Source organism: Leucobacter aridicollis (assembly GCF_013409595.1).
GTDB lineage: Bacteria > Actinomycetota > Actinomycetes > Actinomycetales > Microbacteriaceae > Leucobacter > Leucobacter aridicollis.
In genome coordinates this window covers 124,384-149,723 of sequence record NZ_JACCBD010000001.1, presented here as the reverse complement: position 1 = coordinate 149,723, position 25,340 = coordinate 124,384, and the positions used below count along the sequence as shown (strand labels likewise).

Annotated in this window: 21 protein-coding genes; 8 read left to right on the top strand and 13 right to left on the bottom strand. The window is 67.9% G+C overall.

The window, feature by feature from the left end; all coding sequences use genetic code 11:
• The first annotated feature begins 104 nt into the window (after window positions 1-104).
• Window positions 105-1,088: an LLM class flavin-dependent oxidoreductase gene (locus tag BJ960_RS00675; RefSeq protein ID WP_185985839.1), complete on the top strand. Its 984-nt coding sequence runs from the start codon at window positions 105-107 to the stop codon at window positions 1,086-1,088.
• Between the two features lie 166 nt (window positions 1,089-1,254).
• Here BJ960_RS00675 and BJ960_RS00670 read toward each other — a convergent pair whose 3' ends face one another.
• Complete coding sequence (locus BJ960_RS00670) at window positions 1,255-1,665, bottom strand: cupredoxin domain-containing protein (RefSeq protein ID WP_307814691.1); 411 nt, start codon at window positions 1,663-1,665, stop codon at window positions 1,255-1,257.
• A 13-nt stretch (window positions 1,666-1,678) separates the two neighbouring features.
• Window positions 1,679-3,109 (bottom strand): NAD(P)H-quinone dehydrogenase, encoded by a 1,431-nt coding sequence (locus tag BJ960_RS00665; protein ID WP_121074298.1) that lies wholly within the window; start codon window positions 3,107-3,109, stop codon window positions 1,679-1,681.
• Window positions 3,110-3,272: 163 nt separating this feature from the next.
• On the opposite strand from BJ960_RS00665, the gene BJ960_RS00660 reads away from it, so the two are divergent.
• Both BJ960_RS00660 and BJ960_RS00655 read left to right on the top strand, forming a co-directional pair.
• The gene (locus BJ960_RS00660; RefSeq protein ID WP_185988077.1) at window positions 3,273-5,933 is read left to right on the top strand and encodes an aminotransferase class I/II-fold pyridoxal phosphate-dependent enzyme; all 2,661 of its coding nucleotides are present in this window, start codon (window positions 3,273-3,275) and stop codon (window positions 5,931-5,933) included.
• A 62-nt stretch (window positions 5,934-5,995) separates the two neighbouring features.
• On the top strand, window positions 5,996-6,802 hold the full coding sequence (locus BJ960_RS00655; RefSeq protein WP_185985838.1) for a purine-nucleoside phosphorylase: 807 nt from the start codon (window positions 5,996-5,998) through the stop codon (window positions 6,800-6,802).
• Between the two features lie 78 nt (window positions 6,803-6,880).
• On the opposite strand, the gene BJ960_RS00650 is transcribed toward BJ960_RS00655, so the two are convergent.
• A complete protein-coding gene (locus BJ960_RS00650; protein ID WP_185985837.1) occupies window positions 6,881-8,125 on the bottom strand; it encodes an NAD(P)/FAD-dependent oxidoreductase in 1,245 nt (414 codons plus the stop codon).
• A 192-nt stretch (window positions 8,126-8,317) separates the two neighbouring features.
• On the opposite strand from BJ960_RS00650, the gene BJ960_RS00645 reads away from it, so the two are divergent.
• Window positions 8,318-10,081 carry a phospho-sugar mutase gene (locus BJ960_RS00645; RefSeq protein WP_121074311.1) on the top strand — a complete coding sequence of 588 codons (1,764 nt, stop codon included), beginning with the start codon at window positions 8,318-8,320 and terminating at the stop codon, window positions 10,079-10,081.
• A gap of 192 nt (window positions 10,082-10,273) precedes the next feature.
• Here the strand turns inward: BJ960_RS00645 and resB are convergent, their stop codons facing one another.
• The 9 genes from resB to dnaK are packed head-to-tail and all read right to left on the bottom strand — an operon-like array spanning window position 10,274 to window position 19,086.
• The gene (resB, locus tag BJ960_RS00640; protein WP_121074314.1) at window positions 10,274-11,947 is read right to left on the bottom strand and encodes a cytochrome c biogenesis protein ResB; all 1,674 of its coding nucleotides are present in this window, start codon (window positions 11,945-11,947) and stop codon (window positions 10,274-10,276) included.
• On the bottom strand, window positions 11,931-12,704 hold the full coding sequence (locus tag BJ960_RS00635; protein WP_185985836.1) for a cytochrome c biogenesis CcdA family protein: 774 nt from the start codon (window positions 12,702-12,704) through the stop codon (window positions 11,931-11,933). Before BJ960_RS00635 ends, resB begins: the two co-directional genes overlap by 17 nt.
• Window positions 12,704-13,333: a TlpA family protein disulfide reductase gene (locus BJ960_RS00630; protein WP_121074320.1), complete on the bottom strand. Its 630-nt coding sequence runs from the start codon at window positions 13,331-13,333 to the stop codon at window positions 12,704-12,706. Before BJ960_RS00630 ends, BJ960_RS00635 begins: the two co-directional genes overlap by 1 nt.
• Window positions 13,330-13,974, bottom strand: coding sequence for a histidine phosphatase family protein (locus BJ960_RS00625; protein ID WP_185985835.1), 645 nt, complete (start codon window positions 13,972-13,974; stop codon window positions 13,330-13,332). The genes BJ960_RS00630 and BJ960_RS00625 overlap by 4 nt, the downstream gene beginning before the upstream one ends.
• A 47-nt stretch (window positions 13,975-14,021) precedes the next feature.
• Window positions 14,022-15,197, bottom strand: a complete 1,176-nt coding sequence (locus BJ960_RS00620) for a class I SAM-dependent methyltransferase (RefSeq protein ID WP_185985834.1) — start codon at window positions 15,195-15,197, stop codon at window positions 14,022-14,024.
• Window positions 15,185-15,604, bottom strand: a complete 420-nt coding sequence (locus BJ960_RS00615; RefSeq protein WP_220663508.1) for a heat shock protein transcriptional repressor HspR — start codon at window positions 15,602-15,604, stop codon at window positions 15,185-15,187. Before BJ960_RS00615 ends, BJ960_RS00620 begins: the two co-directional genes overlap by 13 nt.
• 44 nt (window positions 15,605-15,648) lie before the next feature.
• On the bottom strand, window positions 15,649-16,602 hold the full coding sequence (locus BJ960_RS00610) for a DnaJ C-terminal domain-containing protein (protein ID WP_185985833.1): 954 nt from the start codon (window positions 16,600-16,602) through the stop codon (window positions 15,649-15,651).
• Window positions 16,595-17,236 carry a nucleotide exchange factor GrpE gene (locus tag BJ960_RS00605; RefSeq protein WP_121074336.1) on the bottom strand — a complete coding sequence of 214 codons (642 nt, stop codon included), beginning with the start codon at window positions 17,234-17,236 and terminating at the stop codon, window positions 16,595-16,597. The genes BJ960_RS00610 and BJ960_RS00605 overlap by 8 nt, the downstream gene beginning before the upstream one ends.
• Window positions 17,237-17,238: 2 nt before the next feature.
• Entirely contained in the window at window positions 17,239-19,086 is a 1,848-nt protein-coding gene (dnaK, locus tag BJ960_RS00600) for a molecular chaperone DnaK (RefSeq protein ID WP_121074339.1), read from the bottom strand.
• Window positions 19,087-19,318: 232 nt separating this feature from the next.
• Here dnaK and BJ960_RS00595 point away from each other — a divergent pair, with 232 nt between their 5' ends.
• From BJ960_RS00595 to BJ960_RS00580, 4 genes are all read left to right on the top strand, one after another.
• A complete protein-coding gene (locus BJ960_RS00595) occupies window positions 19,319-20,509 on the top strand; it encodes a sensor histidine kinase (RefSeq protein ID WP_185985832.1) in 1,191 nt (396 codons plus the stop codon).
• Window positions 20,506-21,129 (top strand): response regulator transcription factor, encoded by a 624-nt coding sequence (locus tag BJ960_RS00590; protein ID WP_185985831.1) that lies wholly within the window; start codon window positions 20,506-20,508, stop codon window positions 21,127-21,129. The genes BJ960_RS00595 and BJ960_RS00590 overlap by 4 nt, the downstream gene beginning before the upstream one ends.
• A 116-nt stretch (window positions 21,130-21,245) precedes the next feature.
• On the top strand, window positions 21,246-22,499 hold the full coding sequence (locus BJ960_RS16420; protein WP_202229203.1) for a DUF4822 domain-containing protein: 1,254 nt from the start codon (window positions 21,246-21,248) through the stop codon (window positions 22,497-22,499).
• Window positions 22,500-22,681: 182 nt separating this feature from the next.
• On the top strand, window positions 22,682-24,067 hold the full coding sequence (locus tag BJ960_RS00580; protein WP_185985830.1) for an MFS transporter: 1,386 nt from the start codon (window positions 22,682-22,684) through the stop codon (window positions 24,065-24,067).
• An 18-nt stretch (window positions 24,068-24,085) separates the two neighbouring features.
• On the opposite strand, the gene BJ960_RS00575 is transcribed toward BJ960_RS00580, so the two are convergent.
• Window positions 24,086-25,318 carry an MFS transporter gene (locus BJ960_RS00575; RefSeq protein ID WP_185985829.1) on the bottom strand — a complete coding sequence of 411 codons (1,233 nt, stop codon included), beginning with the start codon at window positions 25,316-25,318 and terminating at the stop codon, window positions 24,086-24,088.
• Window positions 25,319-25,340: the final 22 nt, after the last annotated feature.

Below are 25,340 nucleotides of genomic sequence, written 5' to 3'. Positions count from 1 at the left end.
TCGCGGCAGCATGCGGGCTGTGCGCAAGACGTGAGAATGGCGCGGTCGGGCGCGCGGTCGCGGAGACCAGGAATAGTGGGCGAGCGCCACCGGTTGCACTGGGCATGGCCGCACTGAAGCTCTCGTTCCTTGACCTCGCAACCGTAGAACGGGAGAGCACCGTCGCCTCGGCGCTCGCCCACTCGGTGCGCCTCGCACAGACCGCTGAGGCCGGCGGCTACGAACGCATCTGGTACGCCGAGCACCACAATATGCCGACGATCGCGTCGAGCTCGCCGGCCGTACTCATCGCCCACATCGCGTCACAGACCGAGCGGATCGGGCTCGGCTCGGGCGGCGTCATGCTGCCGAACCACTCACCACTCGTGGTCGCCGAACAGTTCGGCACCCTCGCCGAGCTGCACCCTGGCAGGATTCACCTTGGCCTGGGTCGGGCGCCCGGTACCGACGGCGCGACATTCCAGGCGCTCCGACGCACCGTGCAGGCGGCAGACGCGTTCCCGAACGACGTGCTTGAGTTGCAGGCCTACCTCGGCAGCGACCTCCCCCTGACCGGAGTCAACGCGTACCCCGGGCGCGGCACGAACGTGCCGATCACGATCCTCGGCTCCAGCCTGTTCGGTGCGAACCTCGCCGCCCAGCTCGGACTGCCGTACTCCTTCGCATCACATTTCGCCCCGCAGGCGCTCACCGCGGCCGTGCAGCACTACCGGGCGAACTACCAGCCGAGCGCACAGCATCCCGAGCCCTACGTGAGCGCGGGCGTCAACGTCATCGCGGCCGAGAACGATGAGGCGGCGAGACAGCTGTTCGCGCGCGCCGAGCTTGAGCGCATCCGCGCCTTCCTGTCACGCGGCCGCGACGTGCCCCTGACCATCGAGCAGGCCGAGGCGATCAGAGACACCCCAGCCGCAACCGAGATTCGCTCGATGATGCGCTACACCGCCGTCGGTGGGCCGGAGCGCGTTCGCGAGCAGCTCGCCGGCTTCGCGAAGCTCGCCGACGCCGACGAGCTCGTCACGGTCCATCCCGCTCCGACCCGCGACGAACAGTTGGAGTCGCTCCGCCACGGAGCTCCGGGAGCCTAGGCCGGAAGGCCCGGCGCTGGGGCTCTGCCGCCAGGCTTCAGGCCCCAGGCCGCCAGCACCGGGAATGTGATCTGCAACAGTAATGCCCGTTCCGGCCGGAACGGGCATTAGTGTTGCAGATTGCATTGCCAACGTTCGACGCGTCGGCCGCGACAGCACCGGACGCTTATTCGACGGTGACGAGCCCCGTCATTTCGGGATGAATCGAGCAGAGGTAGTCGAAATCGCCCTGGTCGTTGAACACGTGGGTGTAGCTGCCCTCGCGCATAAGCTCGCTCACGAAGCTGCCGTCCTTCGCGACGACGTCGTGCTCGTTCGAGGGGCCCTCGAACACCCAACGCACTGCCTCTCCCTGGGAGATCGTGATCTCCTTCGGTTCGAACTTGTTGTCGACGACCCGGACCGTGACGGTAACCTTCGCGTCGTCATCCGACGGCACGAGGGGCGGCTTCGCTGGCGCGCAGGCGGCAAGCCCGAAGGCGAGCAGGAACACGCCCAGACTCGCCGCGATGCTCGCCATGAGGTGACTGCGCGACCGGCGCTTCACGACCTTGGAATCAAGCTGCAGCTGCGTCACATTGACACCTTTCCTAGTGCACGTGCATCGCGCGGGCGGCGTCGGTGATCGCGCCGGTGAGCGAGGGGTAGACGGTGAATGCCGACGCGACCTGGTCGACGGTCAGACGGTGCTCGACCGCGAGCGCGAGCGGGAAGATGAGCTCGCTCGCGCGGTGCGCGACGATCACGCCGCCGATGACGGTGCCCGAGGCCTTCCACGCGAACAGCTTGACGAAGCCGTCGGTGAACCCGATCATCTTCGCGCGCGGGTTCGCGTTCAACGGGATCGTGTGGGTGATGGCCGTCGCCATGTTGGTTGCGTCAGCGAGCGAGCGCACGTTCCACCCGACTGTCGCGATCTCCGGGTAGGTGAAGACGTTCGAGGCGACGTTGCGCAGGTCGATCGGCCGCACGAAGTCGCCGAGCGCGTGCATGATCGCAGTGCGGCCCTGCATCGAGGCGACCGAGGCGAGCGGGAAGAAGTCCGTGCAGTCGCCAGCGGCATAGACCGACGGGATCGAGGTGCGCGCGACCTTATTGACCTTGATATGACCGCTCTCGCTCAGCTCGACGCCGGCTTCTTCCAGGCCGAGGCCCTCCGTGTTCGGGATCGAGCCGACCGCCATGAGACAGTGCGAGCCCTCGACGACGCGGCCGTCGGCGAGCGTTACCCGGACGCCGTCCTCGGTGCGCTCGACAGCGTCAGCGCGCGACTTCGACATCACGTTCATGCCGATGCGCTTGAACTCGTGCTCGATGACAGCTGCCGCATCGGGATCCTCACCGGGAAGCACCTGCTCGCGGCTCGACACGAGGGTGACCTCGGCCCCGAGCGTCGCGTACGCGTTCGCGAACTCGGCGCCGGTCACGCCCGAGCCGACCACGATGAGGTGCTCGGGAACGTCCTGCAGGTTGTAGAGCTGCTGCCAGGTGAGAATGCGCTCGCCATCCGGCTTCGCGGAGTCGAGCTCGCGGGGGCTCGCGCCGACCGAGACGACGATGGTGTCGGCCTCGATGCGGTCGAAGTCGGTGCCACCCTCCTGCGAGGTCGACACCAGCACGGCGTTCGGCCCGTCGAGCCGGCCGGACCCCTGCACGAGGCGCACCCCGCTCTCTTCGAGACTCAGCCGCATATCGGTGGACTGCGCGCCCGCCATCGCCAGGAGCCGCTTGTTGACGGCGGCCAGGTTCACCGCGATCTCCGGCCGAACCGGCTTGCCATCCCCGCCGGGGAGGAAGGTCTGCACGCCGAGCTTTCCCGCGTCGCGCACCGACTGCACGGCGCCGGCCGTCGCGATGAGGCTCTTCGAGGGAACGACGTCGGTGAGTACGGCCGAGCCGCCCACTCCCGCGCGCTCCACGAGCGTTACTTCGGCACCGAGCTGCGCGCCCGCGAGCGCGGCTTCGTATCCGCCAGGTCCGCCGCCGAGAACAACGATCCTGTGCTTCCGTTCTTTCGCCATACCTCAAGTCTAGGCGTGCTGAGGCATGCTCGGCACCGTATGATCGGGGACTTAGGGCCCTGCGCACCTCTTTCGCCCGCGCAGGCCTGATACGCGACAGCGACGTTGGAGGCAATTGGTGTCAGAACCCAAGGCAGAACCGGTACTTGAACGCGATCCGGGCATGCCCTCGAGCACCTGGCGGATGCGCAGCGACGCATGGGAGTACCTGCGATTCGCGGTGAAGCGTCTCGCGCTTGGGGATCGCTCGGAGGCGACGGAGGCGTTGGCCGCCGACAGCGAGATTCACCGCTCGCTGCGCGCCCTCGAGACCGTCGAGATGTACTGGGCGGGGTTCGGCCAGCGGTACGTCACCGCGATCGGCGACATGCTTGCGGCGGGCGAGTATCAGGCGGCACTCGACCGCATCGGCCGGGTGGTGAACCGGCTGCGCGCCGTCGGCACCTCGGAAGAGGCCGCTGGCGAAACCGACCTCGAAGTGGACGAGGAGTTCACGACGGACAACGACCCGAGGCCGCGCTTCGAGGTCCTCGTTGTCGACGAAACGACCCCGGCTGACCGCGACAGCATGCGTGCGGAGAGCCTCCGGATGCGCAGCTCGGCCGACGCCTTCGTCTACGAGTACGTCATCGTTCCCTCGGCCGACGACGCGGTCGCCGCTGTCCTCACGAACCCCAACATCCTCGCCGTCGTCGTCAGGCCCGGGTTCAGCGAACGGACGAAGCAGACCCTCAGCCGTGACCTGCGCGAGACGATCGAGCTTGCGCATACCGAGACCGCGACGCCACAGACGAGCGCCCGCAACCAGCTCGCCTCAGTGCAGCGGGTGCTCGGCCTCGCCGATACGCTCGCGGCGCTCCGTCCGGAGCTCGATCTGTACCTCATGGCCGGCGCGCACATCGAGGAACTCGCTGGCGCGATGACGAAGCGTTTCCGGCGCGTGTTCCGCCGCGAGGATCACCTCGAGCTGCACCTGTCGCTGTTGCGCCGCGTCTCGCACCTCTACGACACCCCCTTCTTCTCCGCGATCCAGGATCACGCCCGCCGTCCGGTCGGGGTCTTCCACGCGCTCCCGGTTGCCCGCGGCGGCTCGGTGATGTCGTCGAAGTGGATCCGCGACCTCGCCGACTTCTACGGCTTGAACCTGCTGCTCGCCGAGACGAGCGCGACATCGGGTGGGCTCGACTCGCTGCTCGCCCCCGTGCGCACGCTAAAGAAGGCGCAGGAGCTCGCCGCCCGCGCGTACGGGGCGAAGCACACGTTCTTCGTGACGAACGGCACGTCGACGGCCAACAAGGTCGTGCACCAGGCCCTCGTTGCACCGAACGACGTGGTGCTCGTGGACCGCAACTGCCACAAGTCGCACCATCACTCGATGATGCTCACCGGTGGCCGCCCCGCCTATCTCGACGCCTACCCGCTCAACGACTTCGCGTTCTACGGCGCCGTGCCAATCGACCGCATCAAGCAGCTGCTGCTTGACTACCGCGCGGCCGGCCGCCTCGACGAGGTGCGCATGGTGACGCTCACGAACACGACCTTCGACGGCATCGTCTATGATCCGTACCGCGTGATGAGCGAGTGCCTCGCGATCAAGCCCGACCTCGTCTTCCTGTGGGACGAGGCCTGGTTCGCGTTCGGCGCGTTCCACCCTGTGACGCGGCGGCGCACCGCGATGGCCTCGGCGAAGCTGCTCGAGCAGCAGCTCAAGTCGGCCGCACACGAGCGCGCGTACCGGGAGCAGCAAGAGATCCTGTTCGCCGAGGACGGCACGCCCGCGTCGGATGAGGTCTGGCTACGCGAACGGCTTATCCCGTCGCCGGAGGCGCGCGTGCGGGTCTACGCAACGCAGTCGACTCACAAGACGCTGACGGCGCTCCGTCAGGGATCGATGATCCACGTCTGGGATCAGGATTGGGTGCGCGACGCTCAGGATCCGTTCCACGAGGCCTACATGACCCACACGTCGACCTCGCCGAACTACCAGATCCTCTCCTCCCTCGACATCGGCCGCCGTCAGGTCGAGCTCGAGGGCTTCGAGCTCGTGCAGCGCCAACTCGACCTGGCGACAAGCCTGTCGCAGGCGATCGCTCGGCACCCCCTGCTGCGCCGCACGTTCCGGGTGCTCACCGCGCACGATCTCATCCCCGAGCAGTACCGGGAGACCGGCAGGGCCATGCCGCTACGCGACGGTCTCTCGAGCATGTGGGAGGCCTGGGGCAACGACGAGTTCGTCGTCGACCCCTCGCGCATCACCATCGAGATCTCGCGGACCGGCGTCGACGGCGACACGTTCAAGCACGAACACCTCATGGACCGCTACGGCATCCAGGTCAACAAGACGAGCCGCAACACAGTGCTCTTCATGACGAACATTGGCACGTCGCGCAGTTCCGTTGCCTACCTCATCGAGGTGCTCGTGAAGCTCGCGGAGCGATTCGAGGAGGAGCAGGCGCAGCGCGACACCGAGCAGCCGCTCCCCGCAGAGATCCCGATGCCGCCGCTGCCCGACTTCAGTTCCTTTGCGCCGCCCTACGCGACCGATGAGCAACTGCCCGACGGCGACCTGCGCGCGGCGTTCTTCCGAGGCCAGCGCCGCGGCAATATCGAGTACGTGCTCGGGGACGACCTCCGCGCGCGCGTCGACGCGGGCGAGAAGCCGATCTCCGCGGGGTTCGTCACCCCATACCCGCCGGGCTTCCCCGTGCTCGTTCCGGGTCAGGTCGTGTCGCCCGAGGTGCTCGCGTTCATGAAGGTGCTCGACACCCGTGAGATCCACGGATACGACCCGCTCCGCGGGTACCGCATCATCAAGAGTTCGTAACTCGCTCAGAGACTACGCCGGGCGCGGCCCAAGGGAGCCGCGCCCGGCGTAGTCTTATCTTCATGAGTACTTCTTCAGATCCGAAAGCCCTCGCCGCAGAGGCCGCCGCAGTCATCGCCGACCTCACCGGGGTCGCACAGCACGACATCGCCCTCACGCTCGGCAGCGGCTGGGGCAAGGCCGCCGACGTCATCGGCGAGACCGTCGCCGTCATCGAGGCCGACAAGGTTCCCGGCTTCCGGGCATCCGCTGTTCCCGGGCACTCGGGCACGCTGCGCTCGATCCGCCTCGCGAACGGCAAGCACGCTCTCGTCATCGGCGCACGCACCCACTTCTACGAGGATCACGGCGTGCGTTCGGTCGTCCACGGTGTCCGCACCGCCGCCGCAACCGGCGCGAAGATCATGGTGCTCACGAACGGCGCCGGCGGCGTGAACCCGGCGTACTCCCCCGGCCAGCCCGTGCTCATCTCGGATCACATCAACCTCACCGCCGCGTCGCCGCTCGAGGGCGCGACGTTCGTTGACCTCACCGATCTGTACTCGTCGCGCCTGCGCGACCTCGCCCGCGAGGTCGACTCGACCCTCGACGACGGCGTCTACGTGCAGTTCCGTGGACCGCACTACGAGACCCCCGCGGAGGTCCGCTATGCCGGCATCATCGGTGGCGACATCGTCGGCATGTCGACCGCCCTTGAGGCGATCGCAGCCCGCGAGGCAGGCATGGAGATCCTCGGGTTCTCGCTCATCACCAACCTCGCGGCCGGGATCCAGGAGACGCCGCTCAGCCACGAAGAGGTCATCGCCGCGGGTAAGGAAGCCGAGCCTCGCCTCGCTGCGCTCCTCACCGAGGTCGTCGCGCGCTTCTAGCGGACTGTGCACAAGGCAGCGGGCGAGCTGACGGACTGTTCCGTTAGCTCGCCCGCTTCGTGTCTCGGCACCGAAACGCTAGCGCGTGCGCGCGTAGGCCGGGGTCGGCCCTCCGGTCAGCACGGTGGGGAGGGCGGTGAGTTCGGATTGCCGGTCGAGCACGAGGTCGGTGATCGTTCGGGCCGACAGGTTCGCCGTCGCGACGCCGGCGCGCGCCGCACCGGCCCAGGCTTTCCCTGTTCGCCGGTCGAATCCGATCTTCGCTGCGCCCGCGTGCACGACGCGGGCGTTCCCGGCCCACGTATGCGCGATCTCCGCGTCTCGCGTGCAGGGCAGCACGCGGTGCAACATCGCTCGCAGGGCCGAGAACGTGCCGCCGCCGAGCTTGCCCGAGCTGTGCGCGGCGGCGCTGGTCTGGCAGGGGGTGCGCTGCCCACCGACGACGATCCTGCCGTCCGCAGTCCGCTGCGCGTAAGTGCGCGGGGAGGCGAAGCTCGCGAGCAGCTCGTTGCCGCTCCAGCCGATGTCGTCCCACATGTCGAGTTCGAGCGGCTCGGTCGCGATGAGCGACGCCGCGACGGGGCGCTGGAGCCGTCGCCACCCGCGATCGTGCGAGAGGTGGTCGCTGCCGCCGACGACAACCCCCGCCTCGACGACCCCGTGCGTTGTCTGCAGTGCGAAGGGAAGCGATTCTTCGACCCGGGTGCGCTCGTAGATGGCGACCCCCATCCGCTCCACCACGCGGGCGAGCCCGTGGGCGAACTTGGCCGGCTGGAATCGTGCGGCGTGCGGGTGGAGGATCGCAGAGCGCACGCCTGCGAGGTTGATTCGATCCTTCACCTCGGCCGCGCCGAGCAGCCTGACGTCGGTGTGCGGATACTTCTGCGCGAGCGCGGTTGCGGCGCGAAGCCGCCGATCCTGGAGGGCTGTGTAGGCGGCGATAAGCTCGCCGCCACTCACGATGTCGGCGTCGATCCCCTCGGTCGCCGCGACGTCGAGCACGTTGACGACCGCATCGTTCATGATGCGCTGGTAGTGGTCGAGTGCGTCGCGCCCGTGGCGCCTCGCGTAGGGCTCGCGTCCGCCCGGAACCTCGCCCGTCATCCGGCCGACGGCGCTGCCCGAGGTGCCGTGCCCAACGTGGCGTTCCTCAAGCACGACGACCCTTAGCCGGGGCTGGGTCTTCTTGAGGTAGTACGCGGTCCACAGGCCGAAATGGTCGGCCCCGATGATCGCGACATCGGCGGTGAGGCTTCCGGGCAGCTCAGGCCGAGGCACTGTGTGCCCGGCCTGCTCAGACCAGTGCGACTCGCGTCCGCCCATCGTCCCCAATTTCCCTACCGTAAATAAATCCTCATCAACGATAGCCCCGAAGTGCGCAGTTGCCCAGTCCTGTTCTCCCTGGCCGAAAGCTTTCACCCACCGTTCGCTCAGCTTGCCGCGACGGATACGGCCCGTTTCGGCGCCCGAGTGGTAGCTTGAACTGTCTACCGATAACCACACTGAGGGGGCGCGATGGCTACCGAACAGCTCGAAGCTCTGCTTGAACGCGCGCGCAACTGGGCCGCGCACGACATCGATCCTGTCACGCAGGCCGAGGCCGAGCGCCTCGTCGCGCAGGCAGAGGCCGGCGATGAGAGCGCCGCCGCAGAACTCGCCGAAGCGTTCGGTGAGCGGCTCGCGTTCGGCACCGCCGGGCTGCGCGGCCGGCTCGGTGCCGGCCCCTCCCGCATGAACCGAGTCGTCGTTTCGCAGACGAGCGCAGGCTTCGCCGCGTTCCTCCTTGAGCGTGCCGCACGCGGCGAGACGAGCAACCCGCCGTCGATCGTCATCGGGTACGACGCGAGAGTGAACTCGGACGTGTTCGCGCGCGACACCGCCGAGATCATGGCGGGCGCTGGCATCGACGTGACGCTGTTCCCCACGCATGGCCCCACCCCCCTGCTCGCGTTCGCGGTGCGCCACCTCGGCACCTCTGCCGGCGTAATGGTGACCGCCAGCCACAACCCCCCGCGCGACAACGGCTACAAGGTGTACCTCGGCGACGCCGACGAGGGATCACAGATCGTCGCTCCCGCCGACAGCGAGATCGCCGCCCGCATCGACGAAGCGGCAGCGGTGCCGCTGTCGGAACTCCCGCGCAGCACCTCGTACACCGTCGCGAGCACCGAGATCTCAGACACCTACGTCCAGCGGACCGCGGCCTCACTGCTCGCCGGTTTCCCGATCACCCAGGACGGCCGCACGCTGAACGCCGAGGTGCCGCTCCGTATTGTCTATACCGCCATGCACGGCGTTGGCGCCGAACTTTCGGATCGGGTGCTGCTCGCGAGCGGGCTGTCGCTGCCAACGCCCGTGCCCGAGCAGGTCGCGCCAGACGGCAACTTCCCGACAGTCGACTTCCCGAATCCGGAGGAGCCGGGGGCACTCGACCTCGCGTTCCGCACGGGCCGCGAACAGAACGCCGAGCTCATCATCGCGCACGATCCAGATGCGGATCGCCTGGCCGTCGCGCTCCCCCACTTCGACGAGGAGTCAGGCTACCGCCGGCTGACGGGCAACGAACTCGGGCTGCTGCTGGGGTGGCGCGCCGCCGAGCGAGCGATGCAGGACGCCGAGCAGCGCGGCGTGCCCCTCACCGGCACGCTCGCGTGCACCATCGTGTCGTCGCCTGCCCTCAGCGCCGTCGCGAAGGACTACGGACTCGACTACGCCGAGACCCTCTCGGGCTTCAAGTGGGTCTCCCGCGTGCCCAATCTCGTGTTCGGATTCGAGGAAGCACTCGGCTACCTCACGCAGCCCCACGTCGTGCGCGATAAGGACGGCATCTCGGCAGGCGCCGACGCCGTCGCAATGGCGCGCTGGGCGAAGGGCCGCGGGACCGACATCTGGGGCCTGTTGGAGGAGGCGTCCGAGCGCTTCGGGCATTTCGCGAGCGGACAGATCACACTTCGACTCGAGTCGATGGCCGCGGCAACGGAGCTCGCTGCGAAGATCAGGCAGGCCCCTCCGACCGCATTCGGCGTCCGCGCCGTGACCAGCGCACAGGATCTGCTCGAGCCGGGCCTCGCTGCGATCCCGTCGAACGTGCTGCGCTACGACCTCGCAGACGGCTCACGCGTCATGATCCGCCCGAGCGGCACCGAGCCGAAGCTGAAGCTCTACCTCGACACCTTCAGCGAGAAGGGCAAGGCGTCCAAGCGGCGGGCTGCAGCCGAGCGCGCGCTCGGCGAGCTCGAAGCTGATGTGACCTCGTTCCTCGAGGCGCTGCAGGGCTAACGCGCCACAGCCACCACCGCAGCCAGCACAGCCACCACAGCCACAGCCACCACCGATGCCAATGTGATCTGCCGTTCGTCTGCCCCGCAGGTGCGGAACAGGCATTCAAACCGCAGATCACATTGCATGCGGAGGCCGCCGCCCCGCTGGGGGGGGATGCAGCACCTCGCGGCGCGACCCCCAGCTACGGGCCTACAGCACCTCGCGGTGCGCCTCCCGCATCTCCTCAACGGCACGGTCGAGCGCGGGGTCGTCGCCACGGGCGAGTCCGGCATACTGCAGCACGACGCCATCCTTCGTCGGGATCGCCTTCACCCACACGCGGCGGCGCGGCACGAACAGCGACCACAGCAGTCCGCCGAGTGACAGCAGCGCGAAGATCAGGATCCCGATCTGGAACGGGTTCTGCATCACATCGAACGACGCGTAGCGCGGCACGGCCTCGAGCGTCACGGTGCCGAGCCCGCGCGGGAGGTCGGCGGACTCGCCGGGGCGCAGCTCGATTGAGGGCTTGTCGATGGCGCGGCCCGTGAGCTGCTCCATGTTTTCGGTCTCGAGGGAGTACACCGACTGCGGAATTCCGAACTCGTTGTCGACGCCCGTATCGCCCATGAACGCGTCGAGCGTCAGCACGGGGTTCTCGAGATCGGGGTAGTTCGACGTGTACGCCCCAGACTCGAGTTTCGTCTGGGTCGGGTAGAAGAAGCCGCGCAGACCCAGCTCGGTCTCTTCGCCGGCGTCGTTCGTCATGCCGTCGAGCACCTTGACGACGCCGAGAGAGGTGAGGTTCGGGTCGGCGCCCTGAGGAATGAACGGCACCGACTCCTGGAACACCACCTCGCCGTCGGCGTTGCGGATCACGATGGTCGGCGCGTAGCCGTTCGCGAGCAGGTAGATCGGTGAACCGTGCACGCGCAGCGGATGGTTCACCCGGATCTCTTCGGCGCTCTCATTGCCCTCCGGGTCGGTGAGGGTCATGCTCGCGATGAACTCGCGCACCTGCCCGATCGAATTCGGGCTCGCATCCTCGTCGTCGGGGGTGATGTAGTTCACGTCAAGGTCGTCGAGGCGCAGGCTGAACGGTTCGAGGGTGTCTGAGCTGAACGCGCGGCCCGAGTTTGCCGAGTCGTAGTCAATGATCTGGTTGACGAAGCTCTCACCTTCGTAGAGCACGCGCTGACCGTTGAATGTGAACGCGCTGCCGAGGCCGACGCAGACGAGCACGCCGACGAGGGCGGTGTGGAACAGCAGGTTGCCGGTCTCTCGGAGGTACCCGCGCTCGGACGAGACCGAGACCTCGGCGACGCCACGGTGCGTGGCCTCCTGGATCTCGACGCGATAGCGCTGGCGGCGGAGGATATCTGCGGCGGACTCAACCGCGGAGCGCGCGAACGCGAGCCGCTCGTCCTCGGTCGCCTCGGTGTTGGTGACTCGAATCTGCGAGAAGCCTGCCATGCGATTCAGTCGGGCTGGCGTCTTCGGCGGCTTGCCGCGCCACGCCTGCCAGTGGTGCTTGATGCGGGGCAGCACGCAGCCGATCAGCGAGATGAACAGCAGCAGGTAGATCGCCGAGAACCAGACCGAACCGTAGACATCGAACGCCTGGATCGGGAACGCGTCGAGGATCTTGAAGAGCGTCGGGTTGTCCTTCTCGTACTGCAGCACACCGTTCGGGTCGGCGCCGCGCTGCGGCACGAGCGACCCGGGGATCGCGGCGACGGCGAGCAGCAACAGCAGGATCAGCGCGACCCGCATGCTCGTCAGCTGACGCCAGAACCAGCGGAGCCAGCCTGTAAGGCCAAGCTCCGGGCTCGTCACGGGCGCTGGCGCGCCAGATCCGTCGTCATAGTCAGAGGGGCGTGACATAGCCACCAATCCATATCTGAAGTTCGCTCATGATGAGGCCCCAGAGGCCGGTCACCATGAGAACACCGAGAATGATAAGAATGACGCCGCCGACGATGTTCACCGTGCGGATGTGGCGCTTGAAGAACGTCATCGTCTGCGTCATCCAGCCGAAGCCGAATGCCGCGAGCACGAAGGGGATCCCGAGCCCGAGCGAGTAGAGCAGCGCGAGCAGCGCCGCGCGCCCGATCGATCCCTGCTGCATCGCGAGCAGGCTCACGGTGCCGATCGTTGGGCCGAGGCAGGGCGCCCACCCGATCGCGAACACGATGCCGAGCAGCGGTGCCCCCGCGAGGCCGATCTTCGGGCTCACCTTCAGCCGGGTGGTGCGCTGGAACTTCGCGAACGCGCCCATGAACACGAGACCCATGATGATGACCACGACGCCCATGACGCGCAGGATCACGTCCTGCCAGTCGAGGTACCACGTGCTCGCGCCGACCGCGCCCGACAGCGTGAGCAGAATGACGAACACGACCGCGAAGCCGAGCACGAACAGGATCGAGCCGAGCACCATCCGGTTCCGCTCGCGCTTACTCGCGGCCTTCGGGTTCGCCGCGTTTGCGCTCGGCGTACCGGCGACGCCGGAGACATAGGCGAGGTAGCCCGGAATGAGCGGCAGCACGCACGGCGAGAGGAACGAGACGAGCCCCGCTGCGACGGCGATGGCCGAGGCAACGAGCAGCTGCCCGTCCGCGATGATCTCCTGGATCCCCATTAGTTTGCGCCGGCGGCGGACTGCTCGTTGAGCGTCTCAGTGACGAGCGTCTGGAGCTGCGACACCCCCGCGAGCTGGCCGACGACGGTGTGCGCGACGCGCCCTTCGGCGTCGAGAATCAGCGTGGTCGGGACGGCGTTGAGCGGGATCTGCCCGGCGAACGCGCGCTGCACTGTGCGGCCGCCAGGATTGTCGAGGATCGACTCGTACTGGATGCCGAACTCGACGCCGAACTGCTTCGCTTGCGCCGCCTGGTCACGGGTGTTCACCCCAACGAACTTCACGCCCTGCGGCTCGAACTCGTCGTAGGCCGCGACGAGGTCGGGCGCCTCGGCACGGCACGGCGCGCAGCCCGCGTACCAGAAGTTCACGACCGTGACGCTGCCGAGCGTGTCCGCCGAGCTGAGCTCGGTTCCGAACTCGGTCTCGCCGACGAACTCGACCGGCTCGCCACGCTTGTCCGCTGGGAACGAGGCCGAGGATCCGTCACCGGCCACGTACCCCTTGTCACCGCCCTGCTGCCACTGCGCCGAGAGCGAGTCGCCTTCGTTCGTGCTGCAGCCGGCGAGGCCGACTGCGAGGGCCGCGGCGGTGGCGGCGATGGCGGCGATGCGACGTCGCGCGGTCATACTGCTCCTACATCGGTGGCGTCGTCCATGAGCGACTTCGCCGGGTTACGGTAGTCGACCTCGAACCAGCGGTTGCCGCGGCGTTCGAACGTCGTAATGCTTGAGAGATCGCAGCGCCGGGTCGCCGGGTTGTGGAACAGCGGCTTGCCAGCGACGTCGAGATGCGCCATCCAGATCGGAGACTGATGCGCGACCATCACGACGTCGCCGCCCTGTGCGTTGTCCCACGCGTCATTCATCGCCTCGCGCACGCGCGCGGCGACCTGGCGATATGGCTCGCCCCAGCTCGGGCGGAGCGGGTTCCAGAACTTGTACCAGTACCGCGGCTGCTTGAACGCAGCGTCGGGCCCAGAGTTGACCTTGCCCTCAAAGAAGTTGGTCGGCTCGATGATGCGATCCTCAGTCTGGATCTCGAGCCCGAGCGCGCTCGCGATCGGGCGCGCGGACTGTTGCGCGCGCTCCAGCGGGGACGCATACAGTGCGGCGACCTTCCGGTCGCTCCCAGCGAGCTCGAGCGCCGCGGCCTCAGCCATCGCGTGACCGCGCTCGGAGAGACGGAAGCCGGGGATCCGGCCGTACAGGACGAGGTCGGGGTTATGGACCTCCCCGTGGCGCACCAAGTGCAAGAGTTTATCGCTCACACACTCATTCTAGGCTTCAGCTGCCTGTGAGTTCGGTGGCTGAATCGCTAGCGCTTGGTGACCGCGAGTACCGTGAATGTCGCGTCGCGCGCGAGTTGCGTGACGGGGCCAATCACCCGTTCGAGGAGCGGGCGATAGGCGAGGTGCGAGTTGAACACAATCCGCAGCTCGCCCCCTGGCCGCAGCACGCGCGCGCAATCGCGGATCAAGCGATGCGCGACCCCGGTGTGCACGGTCGCGCCCGTGTGGAATGGCGGATTGAGCAGCACGAGATCCGCCCACGCGTCAGCAACCGCTTCCGCGCCGTCGGCCCGGTGGATCGCGACGCGCTCACCGACCCCTGAGGCGTCCGCGGTCAGCGCGGCCGAGCGAACGGCCGCATCCGACTGGTCACTCGCGATCACCCGCGATGCCGGCAGCGCGAGCGCCGCGGACACCGCGAGGACGCCGCTGCCACAGCCGAGATCGAACACGTGTGCGTCTGGGGCGAAGTCCGCCCAGCGTGCGCCGTACGGCACGCCCTCGAACGTGTCGAGCAGCAGCCTGCTGCCGTGGTCGAGTTTGGTGCCGCCGAACGTTGCACCGAACGCGGCCAGTCCGAAGGAAAGCTCACGATCCCGCCCCCACTTCGGAAACGGCGGCTCGGAGCCGGGCTCGGTCGGCAGCGGCTCGGCCGCCTGCAGGACGCGAGATTTCCGCCAGCCCAGGCCGGCGGTCACGTCGCCGAAGTAGCGTCCGAGCACGTCGTTCTGCGCGCGGGTCATGTGCTTCACCCGGCCGCCAGCGAAGACCCGTACGGTCGGGCTCGCGAAGCGGGCGATCGTCCACGCGATCTCGTCGAGCGCCTCAAGTCCCCGAGGCAGCTGGACCAGCACGGTCTCCGCACCTGCGAGGAGCTCCGGGCCGAGCGGCTCGGATTCGACCCGATCGCTCAGGCCGAGCCTCTCCGCGTTGGCGGCGAGCGCTCGCTCGCCGAGCAGCGGATCCTGATAGCACCGCACGGCCTCAGCGCCGAGCACGCCCGCCGCGCCGAGTGTGAGCGCGCCGTGTCTGTCGCCGATGGTGACGACGGCCCCAGGCGCGGCCGCGCGGATCCGCTCCGCCGCGGCGCTCAGGATGTGCAGGTCGGCGGTGTCGTAGGCCTGCAGTTCGGCTGCGTCAAAATCTGGTTCTCGGCTCAGCGCCGCGCAGAACTCGTCGAGTCGGGCGGCTAGGGCTTCCACACGACAACTTCCGCGTTGCGGCGCGTGCGTGTACCGCGGCGCAGGGTGACGACTTCGCCGCCCGCTCCCGCCGCGAAGACGCGTCGCTCCGGACGCTTCAGCATCTCGTCGGACAGCGCCCGCTCGAGTTCGTGGACCTGAGACTCGAGCTCGCGGACACGGTCCTCGAGCGTGAGCACGCGGCGGATCCCTTCGAGGCTCAGTCCCTCTGCGGAGAGTCTCGAGACCTCACGCAGCCGGTGCACGTCGTAGAGGGAATACCGCCGCGTGTTCCCGCTTGTACGCTGCGGCACCACGAGCCCGATTCGGTCGTACTGCCGCAGCGTCTGCGGGTGCATCTCAGCGAGTTCTGAGGCAGCGGCGATCGCAAAGACCGGAGTAAACCTGTCCATTGGTACGTTCACCATTGCCCTTCCCTACGCCTTTCGTGTTCAGTAGTGTGCGACGCCCGCTAGGCGCGAGCCCGCGAGAGCAGGTCGGCGCGCGGGTTCTCCTGCGGCTCGACCGCGTGGAACGCTTCAAGCGCCTCGCGCGCGGCGTCGCTCAGGTGACTCGGGACCGCGACCTGGATCTCGGCGAGCAGGTCTCCCGTGCCCTTCGAGGTCTTCACCCCACGGCCCTTCACGCGCAGCACGCGACCGCTCGGCGTTCCGGGCTGCACCTTGAGCTTCACGGTGTCGCCACCCAGCGTCGGCACCTCGACGGTTGCGCCGAGCGTCGCCTCCGTGAAGGTGACGGGCAGCTTGAGCTTGAGGTTCAGGCCGTCGCGCTCGAACACCGGGTGCTTACGCACGGTGACAGTGAGCAGCAGGTCGCCAGCCGGTGTGCCCGGAGGGCCCTGCTCGCCCTTGCCACGGAGCCTGATCTTCTGGCCGTTCGAGACCCCCGCGGGGATCTTGACCTTCACGTTGCCCGTCGACGTCTGCAGCGTGACGGTGTCGCCACTCACTGCGGTCTCGAAGTCGATCGTCGTCGAGGCCTTAACGTCGCGACCCTTCTGGGGGCCGCGCGGAGCGCCGCCGAACATGTTGAAGAGGTCGTCGTAGCCGCCGCCCTGCTGGAACGTGTACTGCGTGTTCCTGCCGCCGTGGCCGCCACCGAACATACCGCCGAAGACGTCCTCGAAGCCCTGGCCGCCCTGACCACCCGACGTGAATCGGGCACCGCCGGCGCCCATCGCGCGAATCTGATCGTACTCGGAGCGCTGCTCCTTATCGGAGAGCACCGAGTACGCCTCGGAGATCTCCTTGAACTTCGCCTCGGCCGCCGTATCGCCCGGGTTTGAATCCGGGTGATACTTCCGGGCGAGCTTCCGGTAGACCTTCTTCAGTTCAGCGTCGTCGGCGTCCTTCGAGACCCCGAGCGTGCGGTAGAAGTCTTTGTCCAACCAATCCTGACTAGCCATCAGCTCCCACCGCCACCGCTACCTTGGCGGGGCGCAGTTCAACATCTCCGATGCGATAGCCCCGCTCGACTACGTCAAGCACAGTGTGCTGCTCGGTACCGGGAACCGGGACCTGAGCAATTGCTTCGTGCACCTGCGGGTCGAAAGGCTCGCCCTTCTCGCCGAAGCTCTCAACGCCGAGCCGCTCAAGGCTGGCGCGCAGCTTCTGCGCGATCGTGGCGAATGCGCTGCCCTCTTCGAGGTCGCCGTGCTGTTCTGCACGGTCGAGGTCGTCGAGCACGGACAGCAGCTGCAGCACGACCGAGGCCTTCGCGCGCTGCTTGTCGAGCTCGACATTCGCCTCGGTACGCTTCCGATAGTTCGCGTACTCGGCCGTGAGCCTGCGGAGATCCTCAAGGTAGGGGTTCTCCTCGTCGCCCTCGGCAGCGTCAGCGTCCGCACCAGCGGCCGCCTCAGTCTGCTCGGCGCCGAGAATATCGTCTACCGTGAGATCCTCGCCTTCCGGCCCGGGAGCGGAGGGGGTTCCCTCCGCCCCGGGGGCCGATGCCGCATCGCCCTGCGATGCGTCGTCGGCCTGGCCCGCCGGAACATCGTTCACCGGCTGGTCGTCGCCCAGATGTTCCTCGTGTGCCATTGTTACTTCTGCTCCTCGTCGTCTTCAACAACCTCAGCGTCGACAACGTCGTCATCATTCGACTCCGTGCCTTCCGCTGCGGCCTCGGGTGCCTCCTGCGACTGGGCGTAGATCGCCTCGCCGAGCTTCTGCTGGCTCTCGCCGAGCTTGTCAGCCGCGGTCTTCACCGCGTCGTCGTCATCGCCAGCGAGTGCTGCCTTGAGCGCGTCGAGATCGCCCTGGACCTCAGTCTTCACGTCCTCGGGGAGCTTGTCCTCGTTCTCCGTGATGAGCTTCTCGACCGAGTAGGCAAGCTGCTCCGCATTGTTGCGCTGCTCGGCTGCCTCGCGACGCTTCTTGTCGTCGGCTGCGTGCTCCTCGGCCTCGCGAACCATCCGCTCGATGTCGTCCTTCGAGAGCGTCGACCCACCGGAGATGGTGATCGTCTGCTCCTTGCCGGTGCCCTTGTCCTTCGCCGACACCTGCACGATGCCGTTTGCGTCGATGTCGAAGGTCACCTCGACCTGGGGCACGCCGCGCGGAGCGGGTGCGATGCCGGTGAGCTCGAACGTTCCGAGGTTCTTGTTGTCGCGGGTGAACTCGCGCTCGCCCTGGAACACCTGGATCGCGACCGAGGGCTGGTTGTCCTCTGCCGTGGTGAAGGTCTCAGAGCGCTTCGTCGGGATGGCGGTGTTGCGCTCGATGAGCTTCGTCATGATGCCACCCTTGGTCTCGATACCGAGCGACAGCGGGGTGACGTCGATGAGCAGCACGTCCTTGCGCTCACCCTTGAGGACGCCTGCCTGCAGGGCTGCGCCGACTGCGACGACCTCGTCAGGGTTCACGCCCTTGTTGGGCTCGCGGCCGCCGGTGAGCTGCTTCACGAGCTCGGTGACTGCGGGCATGCGGGTCGAGCCGCCAACGAGCACGACGTGCGCGATGTCGCTGACCTTCACACCGGCTTCCTTGATGACGTCCTCGAACGGCTTGCGAGTGCGCTCGAGCAGGTCCTTCGTGAGTTCCTCAAACTTTGCGCGGGTGAGCGTCTCGTCGAGGTTCGCGGGGCCGTTCTCAGTGAGCGAGAGGTACGGCAGCTGGATCTGCGTGCTCGTCGAGTTCGACAGCTCCTTCTTCGCCTGCTCAGCGGCCTCCTTGAGGCGCTGCAGTGCAATCTTGTCGCCCGAGACGTCGACACCGGTCGAGGCCTTGAACTGGGTTGCGAGCCAATCGACGACACGCTGGTCCCAGTCGTCGCCGCCGAGGCGGTTGTCGCCTGCGGTCGAGCGGACCTGGATCGTCGAGAAGTCGTCGTCCTTGCCTACCTCGAGGAGCGAAACGTCGAAGGTGCCGCCGCCGAGGTCGAAGACCAGGATGAGCTCGTCTTCCTTGCCCTTGTCCAGGCCGTATGCGAGCGCCGCTGCGGTCGGCTCGTTGATGATGCGCAGCACGTTGAGGCCAGCGATCTCGCCGGCTTCCTTCGTTGCCTGACGCTCGGCGTCATTGAAGTAGGCGGGGACGGTGATGACAGCGTCGGTGACCTTGTCGCCGAGGTAGGTCTCAGCGTCGCGCTTCAGCTTCATCAGCGTACGAGCGCTGATCTCCTGCGCGGTGTACTTCTTGCCATCGATGTCGTCGCTCTTCCAGTCGGTGCCCATGTGGCGCTTGACCGAAGCAAGGGTGCGGTCAACGTTCGTGACTGCCTGGCGCTTCGCGGTCTCGCCGACGAGCACCTCGCCATCCTTGGTGAACGCGACGATCGAGGGGGTGGTGCGGAAGCCTTCGGCGTTCGCGATGACGGTGGGCTCGCCGCCCTCAAGAACGGCAACAACCGAGTTGGTGGTGCCGAGGTCAATACCTACTGCACGTGACATATGTTCTCCTTGCGTTGTTATGAGACCGGCGGCTTGCGCCGGTGGTTCGCTGGCCTCAACTCACCCCACGGACAAGTTGAGCCTGATGCACTCAAGTTTAACGAAGCGGCAGTGAGAGTCAAGTCGATTCACCCAAACTTGAGTCGAATTCACTCAACTCTCAGGAACCGTTCACGGAGTCGTCGCTCGACGGCGCGGGCAGGGGCCAGGAAGCGCAATGTACGCTGTGCGGATGGCCCCTCCCCCCGACGTCGAGCCGCGCACTCGCACGTCGAGCATGCACGCGGTTGATCTTGCTGTGGACGTCGGTTTCGGCGTACTGCTCCTCGTCTGCGGGCTGCGCTACTTCGCCTACCACGACCTCGCGGGCACCGGCTATCTCGTGCTTGCGCTCGCACTCGCGGCCGGGGTCAGCTACGCGGCCGCACTCGTTCGCGGGCCCGGCCATCGCGGCTGGCAGCGCGCCTGGCTCCTCACCGCGACGGCGTTCTGGCTCCCTCTCGTCATCTTGGCACCCTCCTTCGGGTGGAGCGCGTTTGCGCTCTTCTTCGCGATCCACCGCGTCCTCACCGGCGCCCGTGCGCTCGCGCTCTCCGCCGCGATCGTCGTCGCGGTGAGCGTCGGGCTGTACCTCATGTCCAACGGGAGTGATCTCGGCCTCGTTCTCGGGCCATTCTTCGGCGGGCTCGTGCTCGCATATGCCTACTGGGAGCTCGACCGGGTCCTCGCAGCACAGCGGCGGCTCAACCTCGAGCTCGTCGAGACCCGCGACAGACTCGCCCAGACTGAGCGCGTCGCCGGCGCGGCCGAGGAACGCGAGCGCGTGGCAAGCGAGCTGCACGACACCGTCGCGCAGCGCACCGCAGAGGCGCTGCTCCGACTCGAGGCCGAGCGCACGGCGCCGGGAGCCGAATCGGCCTCGGGCGAAGCGCTCACCGCCCTCAGGCAGGCCCTCTCCGAAACCCGTGCGTTCATGCTGGGACTCGTTGCCCCAGCCGCCCAGCGCCCCGCCGACCTCGCCGAGACACTGGGCGAGCTCGCGGCCAGCGCCGGGGCAGACTTCGAGCGCGTCGGGACCGAGCGACGGATCTCCGACGAGGCGGCGCACGCGCTGCAGCGGGTCGTCGGGGAGGCCCTCACGAACGCGCGCAAGCATGCGCGGGCCTCGCGCATCCAGGTGACGCTCACCTACTTCGCTGACGCCGTTGCGGTGGATATCGCAGATGACGGAGCGGGGTTCGCGGTGCCCGACGTGCCCGACACCGCCCAGGCGCCGACGCCCGCAGGGCCCGACGCTGGGTTCGGCATCCGCGCCATGCGCTGGCGCATGCACAGCATCGACGGGTCGCTCACCGTCGAATCCGCCCCAGGCACCGGCACCACCATCGCCGCAGTCGCCCCGGCCCCGGAGGACGAACAGTGATCCGGCTACTCCTCGTCGACGACCACCCGACACTGCGTCACGGCCTGCGCTCCCTGCTCGACACCCAGCCAGACTTCGAGGTTGTCGCCGAGGCTGGCAGCCTCGACGAGGCGGTGTCGGGGTCGGTCGCCGAGCCGGACGTGGCGCTCGTTGACCTCGACCTCGGGGCCGAGCGCCCCGGGGGCATCGAGACCGTTCGCGCGCTCCGTCGCACCGACAAGCGGATCCGAGCAATCGTTTTCAGCGCGTACGACTCCGACGCCGACGTCGTCCGCGCGATGGAGGCCGGTGCCGCCGGCTACCTCGTGAAGGACAGCGCGCCAGACCAACTTTTTCGAGCCATCCGCGCCGCCGCCGCCGGCCAGCCCGCAATCGCTGCGGCGATAGCTGAGCGCCTGCACGAGCGCAGCCGGTTTGAGGAAGAGGCGCTCACGTCACGCGAGCTCGAAGTGCTGACACTCGCAGCCACAGGCCTATCGAACCGCGACCTCGCGAAAACGCTCCTCGTCAGCGAGGCCACCGTGAAGACGCACCTGCACCACGCCTTCACGAAGCTCGGCGCCAGCAACCGCCAGGCGGCGATCGCTACCGCGGTCGGCAGGGGGCTCATCAGGTTGTAGCGCAGGGTTCAACCGATCGGTTGATGTCGCGGCATCGCGGCGCTCGTAGCGTGGGATCGCCCGCTCGGGACAATACCTCCCCGGCGCGCGTCCACCCTCAACCGAAAGCAGCGCACATGACACGCACTTCTCGCCGCCCGGCGCGGACGACGATCATCACCTCGACCCTTGTCGCAGCCGCACTCTGCTTGGCTCCGGTCACGCCGGCGCTCGCAGCGGGCGCCGCGGACACGCCAGCAGCGGCAGAGCAGGCTGCCACCGAGTACTCGGCGGCCCTCGCGGCAACCCCGTGGGAAACCACCGCCGCAACAGACCAAGACGGCAACCCCGTCGCACTCGACGACGCACGCGCAGCCAACTTCGTCGGCTGGGCCTACTTCAAGCAGGGCGGCACCTTCACGATGTACACCCTCGACGACAAGCCCAAAATGCAGGGCGACTGGACCGTCGCACCCGACGGCTCCTCCCGCTGGATCGCAGCGAAGAACGACGCAGGCGACGTGCTCTTCGAACGCACCGTCCCCATCGTGACGCTCACCGCCGACGAGTTCACCTACCGCGTCATCGACCAGGCCGACCCCACCCAGTGGGTCGACATCGTCCACACCCCCACCACCCACCAGGAGCCGGGCACCATCGACTACTCGGCGGCCCTCGCAGCAACCCCGTGGGAAACCACCGCCGCAACAGACCAAGACGGCAACCCCGTCGCACTCGACGACGCACGCGCAGCCAACTTCGTCGGCTGGGCCTACTTCAAGCAGGGCGGCACCTTCACGATGTACCCCCTCGACGACAAGCCCAAAATGCAGGGCGACTGGACCGTCGCACCCGACGGCTCCTCCCGCTGGATCGCAGCGAAGAACGACGCAGGCGACGTGCTCTTCGAACGCACCGTCCCCATCGTGACGCTCACCGCCGACGAGTTCACCTACCGCGTCATCGACCAGGCCGACCCCACCCAGTGGGTCGACATCGTCCACACCCCCACCACCCACCAGGAGCCGACAGGCGGCGGCGACACCGGCGGCGAGACGAACCCTGGCGGGGGCGGCGGGGAGACCCCGGGCGGCACTGGCGGCACCGGCGACGGCTCGACGCCGACCCCTGAGCCCGGCGACACCGGCGGAGCCGACGGAACCGGCGGAACCGGCACCACCGGCGGAACTGGCGCCACCGGCGGCACCGGCGACGCTGCTGCTGCCGCGCCTGGCGGCACAGCCCCGGACGGCGCGAAGGGCCACACCGCAGACACGCTTGCGGCGACCGGCGGTTCGGGCCTCCTCGTCTCCGCGGCCGCCTCGGCGCTTGCGATCCTCGGGGGCGCGATCCTGTTCGTCCGCCGAGCGCTTGCCGGAGCACGCGGCTAGCGGCTGCGCGCTGCTCGCCGCCCACCGACCTGTCGCGTCTCGGTGGGCGGCGAGCTCGGTGGGCGGCGAGCTTCGGCTCCGGCTCCGGCTCCGGCCAAGCTCGCCACGCGTCCCTGGGAGTTCATCACCCGGCCACCTTTCCAATCCGCGCATCCGCGCCGCGCACGCAGTAGCCTGGGGCTGTGAGCGAGACAATCCCCGCACCGAACCCGACCCCCGCGACGAAGCGGACGGTCGCCTCCTGGGCGATCTGGGACTGGGCGACGCAGCCCTTCAACTCCGTGATCCTCACGTTCGTGTGGGTGTCGCTCTACCTGGTCTCCGACGCGTTCCTCCCCGACGAGATCGCCGCGCAGAACGCCGACGGTAGCCTCGTCTGCTCGCAGACTGCCGACGCCGGAACGGCGTACTGCACCGGCCTCGCCGACCTCTCCGCGAACTACGGCTGGGTGACGTTCGCGGCCGGGATCCTGATCCTGCTCCTCGCCCCCGTGCTCGGCCAGCAAGCCGATGCGCGCGGCAGCAAGAAGCGCTGGGTGGTGCTCGGCACCGCGGCGCTCGCGCTCATCCAGTTCGCGATGTTCTTCGTCTACTCGGATCCCCAGTTCTTCTGGTTCGGCGCCGCCGCCGTCGCACTCGGCGCGGTCGCCAGTGAGATCGCGGGCGTCAGCTACAACGCGATGCTGTTCGACGTGTCGACCAAGAAAACCGTCGGCCGGGTGAGCGGCCTCGGCTGGGGCCTCGGATACATCGGCGGCATCGTCGCGCTCATCATCGTCGTGGTGCTCACCGAGCTCGACTGGTTCGGCATGGACGTCTCAGACGGGCTCGCTTACAGGCTCATCGCGGTCGGCGCGGCCGTCTGGACGATCGTGTTTTCGATCCCGTTTCTGCTGTGGGTGCCGGAGCCGCCGGCCCGCACCGATAGGCCTCGCGTCGGCTTCTTCCGCAGCTACGCGGTGCTCGTGCGAGACCTCGGCGCGCTGTTTCGCAACCACAGGCAAACCTTTTGGTTTCTCATTTCGAGTGCCGTCTACCGTGATGGCCTCGCCGGCATCTTCGCGTTCGGCGGCATTCTCGCTGCCGTCTCGTTCGGCTTCTCGGCAACCGAGGTGATGATCTTCGGCGTCGCCCTCAACCTCGTTGCTGGCGTCTCGACGATCATCGCTGGTCGACTCGACGACAGGTTCGGGCCGCGAGCGATCATCGTGACGTCGCTGCTCGTTCTCGTCGTGAGCGGGCTCTTCATCTTCTTCTTCCGGGAGGAAGGGAAGTCGATCTTCTGGATCGGCGGGCTCATCCTCTCGGCCGCGGTCGGCCCGGCGCAGGCCTCGAGCCGGTCACTCCTGACGCATATGACTCCCGCGAGTATGCAGGGCGAGGTGTTCGGCCTCTACGCGACGACCGGCAGGGTCATGAGCTTCCTGTCGCCCTGGCTCTGGGCCGCGTTCATCGGCTGGTTCGGCGCGACGCACTTCGGCATCCTCGGCCTCATCATCGTTGTCGCGCTCGGACTCGCCCTCACGCTGGTGTTCGTGCGCAAGCCCGAGATCACCGACCACGCGTAACGGGTCCTCGGCGAGGGACTAGCCGACCGGAATGCCGGCGGTGTCGAGGCTCTTGCCGCCGTCGCGGCGCTGCACCGCGAGGCTCACCAGCAGAAGCACGAAGCCAGCACCGGCGAGCACGGCTCCCAGCCACCCCGGCGCGAGATAGCCGAATCCGCCAGCGATGACGAGGCCGCCAAGCCATGCGCCGAGGCTGTTCGCGACGTTACCCGCCGCGTGATTGAGCGCGGCGCCGAGGAGCCGCGCCTCGCTCGACATCCGGATCAGGCGCGCCTGCAGCCCGGGGAGCAGGATCGAGGATGCCAGGCTCACGAGGAACGCGAACGCAAAGAGACCAACCGGATGCGCCGCGAAGAGCGAGTACAGCACGAACGACGAGATGAAGAGCACGAAGCCCCAGATCGCGGTGCCGATGGGGCTCCGGTCGGTGAGGATCCCGCCGAGAATGTTCCCCAGCACCATACCGACGCCCATCGTCGCGATCACCCACGGAACCATGCCTGCACCGAGTCCCGCCTCGCGGGTCGTGACCTCGGCAATGTAGGAGTACACGGCGAAGAACCCGCCGAAGCCGATCGAGAGCACCGCGACCATGACCCAGACACGCGCACTGCCGAGCGCACTGAGCTCGCGCAGTGGGCTGCGCTCAGGGCTGCCGGGGAACCGGGGCACGTAGAGCGCCACCAGCAGCAGGGTCGCCGCGAACAGCACGGCGACGAGCGCGTACACCCAGCGCCAGCCGAGCTGCTGCCCGAGCACGGTCGAAAGCGGCACGCCGATGACATTCGCTACGGTGAGCCCACTCATCGCGAGGGCAATGCCCTTTCCCATGTTGCCCGGCCCCATGAGCCTGGCGGCGAGCAGCGACGCGACACCGAAGTAGGCGCCATGCGGCAGGCCCGAGATGAACCGGAAGACGGCGACCGTGCCGAAGCCCGGCACGAGCGCAGAGCCGACGGTGCCGGCGATGAGCAGCACGAGCAGCCAGATGGCGAGCTTCGTCTGCGACATCCGCGCCCCGAGCACGGCGAAGACGGGAGCGCCAACGACGACGCCGAGCGCGTAGAGCGTGATGAGGTTGCCGGCCTGCGCGATACCCCACTGCGGGTCAGCAGCGTAGCCGGGCACCAGGTCGTGCGCGATCTCCGGGAGCACGCCCATCGTCGCGAACTCAGTCGTTCCGATGGCGAACCCGCCGAGGGCGAGCGCAAACAGCGCAAGGTTCCGCCGAAAAGTGGTGAGTGGGGGCACGAAGCTATTCGCCTTCCATGGC

Coding starts and splice junctions, on each gene's coding strand:
- BJ960_RS00605 (WP_121074336.1), bottom strand. CDS start 17,236: ATGGCACACGAGGAACATCTGGGCGACGACCAGCCGGTGAACGATGTT.
- resB (WP_121074314.1), bottom strand. CDS start 11,947: ATGTCACGCCCCTCTGACTATGACGACGGATCTGGCGCGCCAGCGCCC.
- BJ960_RS16420 (WP_202229203.1), top strand. CDS start 21,246: ATGACACGCACTTCTCGCCGCCCGGCGCGGACGACGATCATCACCTCG.
- dnaK (WP_121074339.1), bottom strand. CDS start 19,086: ATGTCACGTGCAGTAGGTATTGACCTCGGCACCACCAACTCGGTTGTT.
- BJ960_RS00655 (WP_185985838.1), top strand. CDS start 5,996: ATGAGTACTTCTTCAGATCCGAAAGCCCTCGCCGCAGAGGCCGCCGCA.
- BJ960_RS00645 (WP_121074311.1), top strand. CDS start 8,318: ATGGCTACCGAACAGCTCGAAGCTCTGCTTGAACGCGCGCGCAACTGG.
- BJ960_RS00610 (WP_185985833.1), bottom strand. CDS start 16,602: ATGGCTAGTCAGGATTGGTTGGACAAAGACTTCTACCGCACGCTCGGG.
- BJ960_RS00595 (WP_185985832.1), top strand. CDS start 19,319: ATGGCCCCTCCCCCCGACGTCGAGCCGCGCACTCGCACGTCGAGCATG.
- BJ960_RS00635 (WP_185985836.1), bottom strand. CDS start 12,704: ATGGGGATCCAGGAGATCATCGCGGACGGGCAGCTGCTCGTTGCCTCG.
- BJ960_RS00615 (WP_220663508.1), bottom strand. CDS start 15,604: ATGGTGAACGTACCAATGGACAGGTTTACTCCGGTCTTTGCGATCGCC.
- BJ960_RS00675 (WP_185985839.1), top strand. CDS start 105: ATGGCCGCACTGAAGCTCTCGTTCCTTGACCTCGCAACCGTAGAACGG.
- BJ960_RS00665 (WP_121074298.1), bottom strand. CDS start 3,109: ATGGCGAAAGAACGGAAGCACAGGATCGTTGTTCTCGGCGGCGGACCT.
- BJ960_RS00650 (WP_185985837.1), bottom strand. CDS start 8,125: ATGGGCGGACGCGAGTCGCACTGGTCTGAGCAGGCCGGGCACACAGTG.
- BJ960_RS00660 (WP_185988077.1), top strand. CDS start 3,273: ATGCCCTCGAGCACCTGGCGGATGCGCAGCGACGCATGGGAGTACCTG.
- BJ960_RS00630 (WP_121074320.1), bottom strand. CDS start 13,333: ATGACCGCGCGACGTCGCATCGCCGCCATCGCCGCCACCGCCGCGGCC.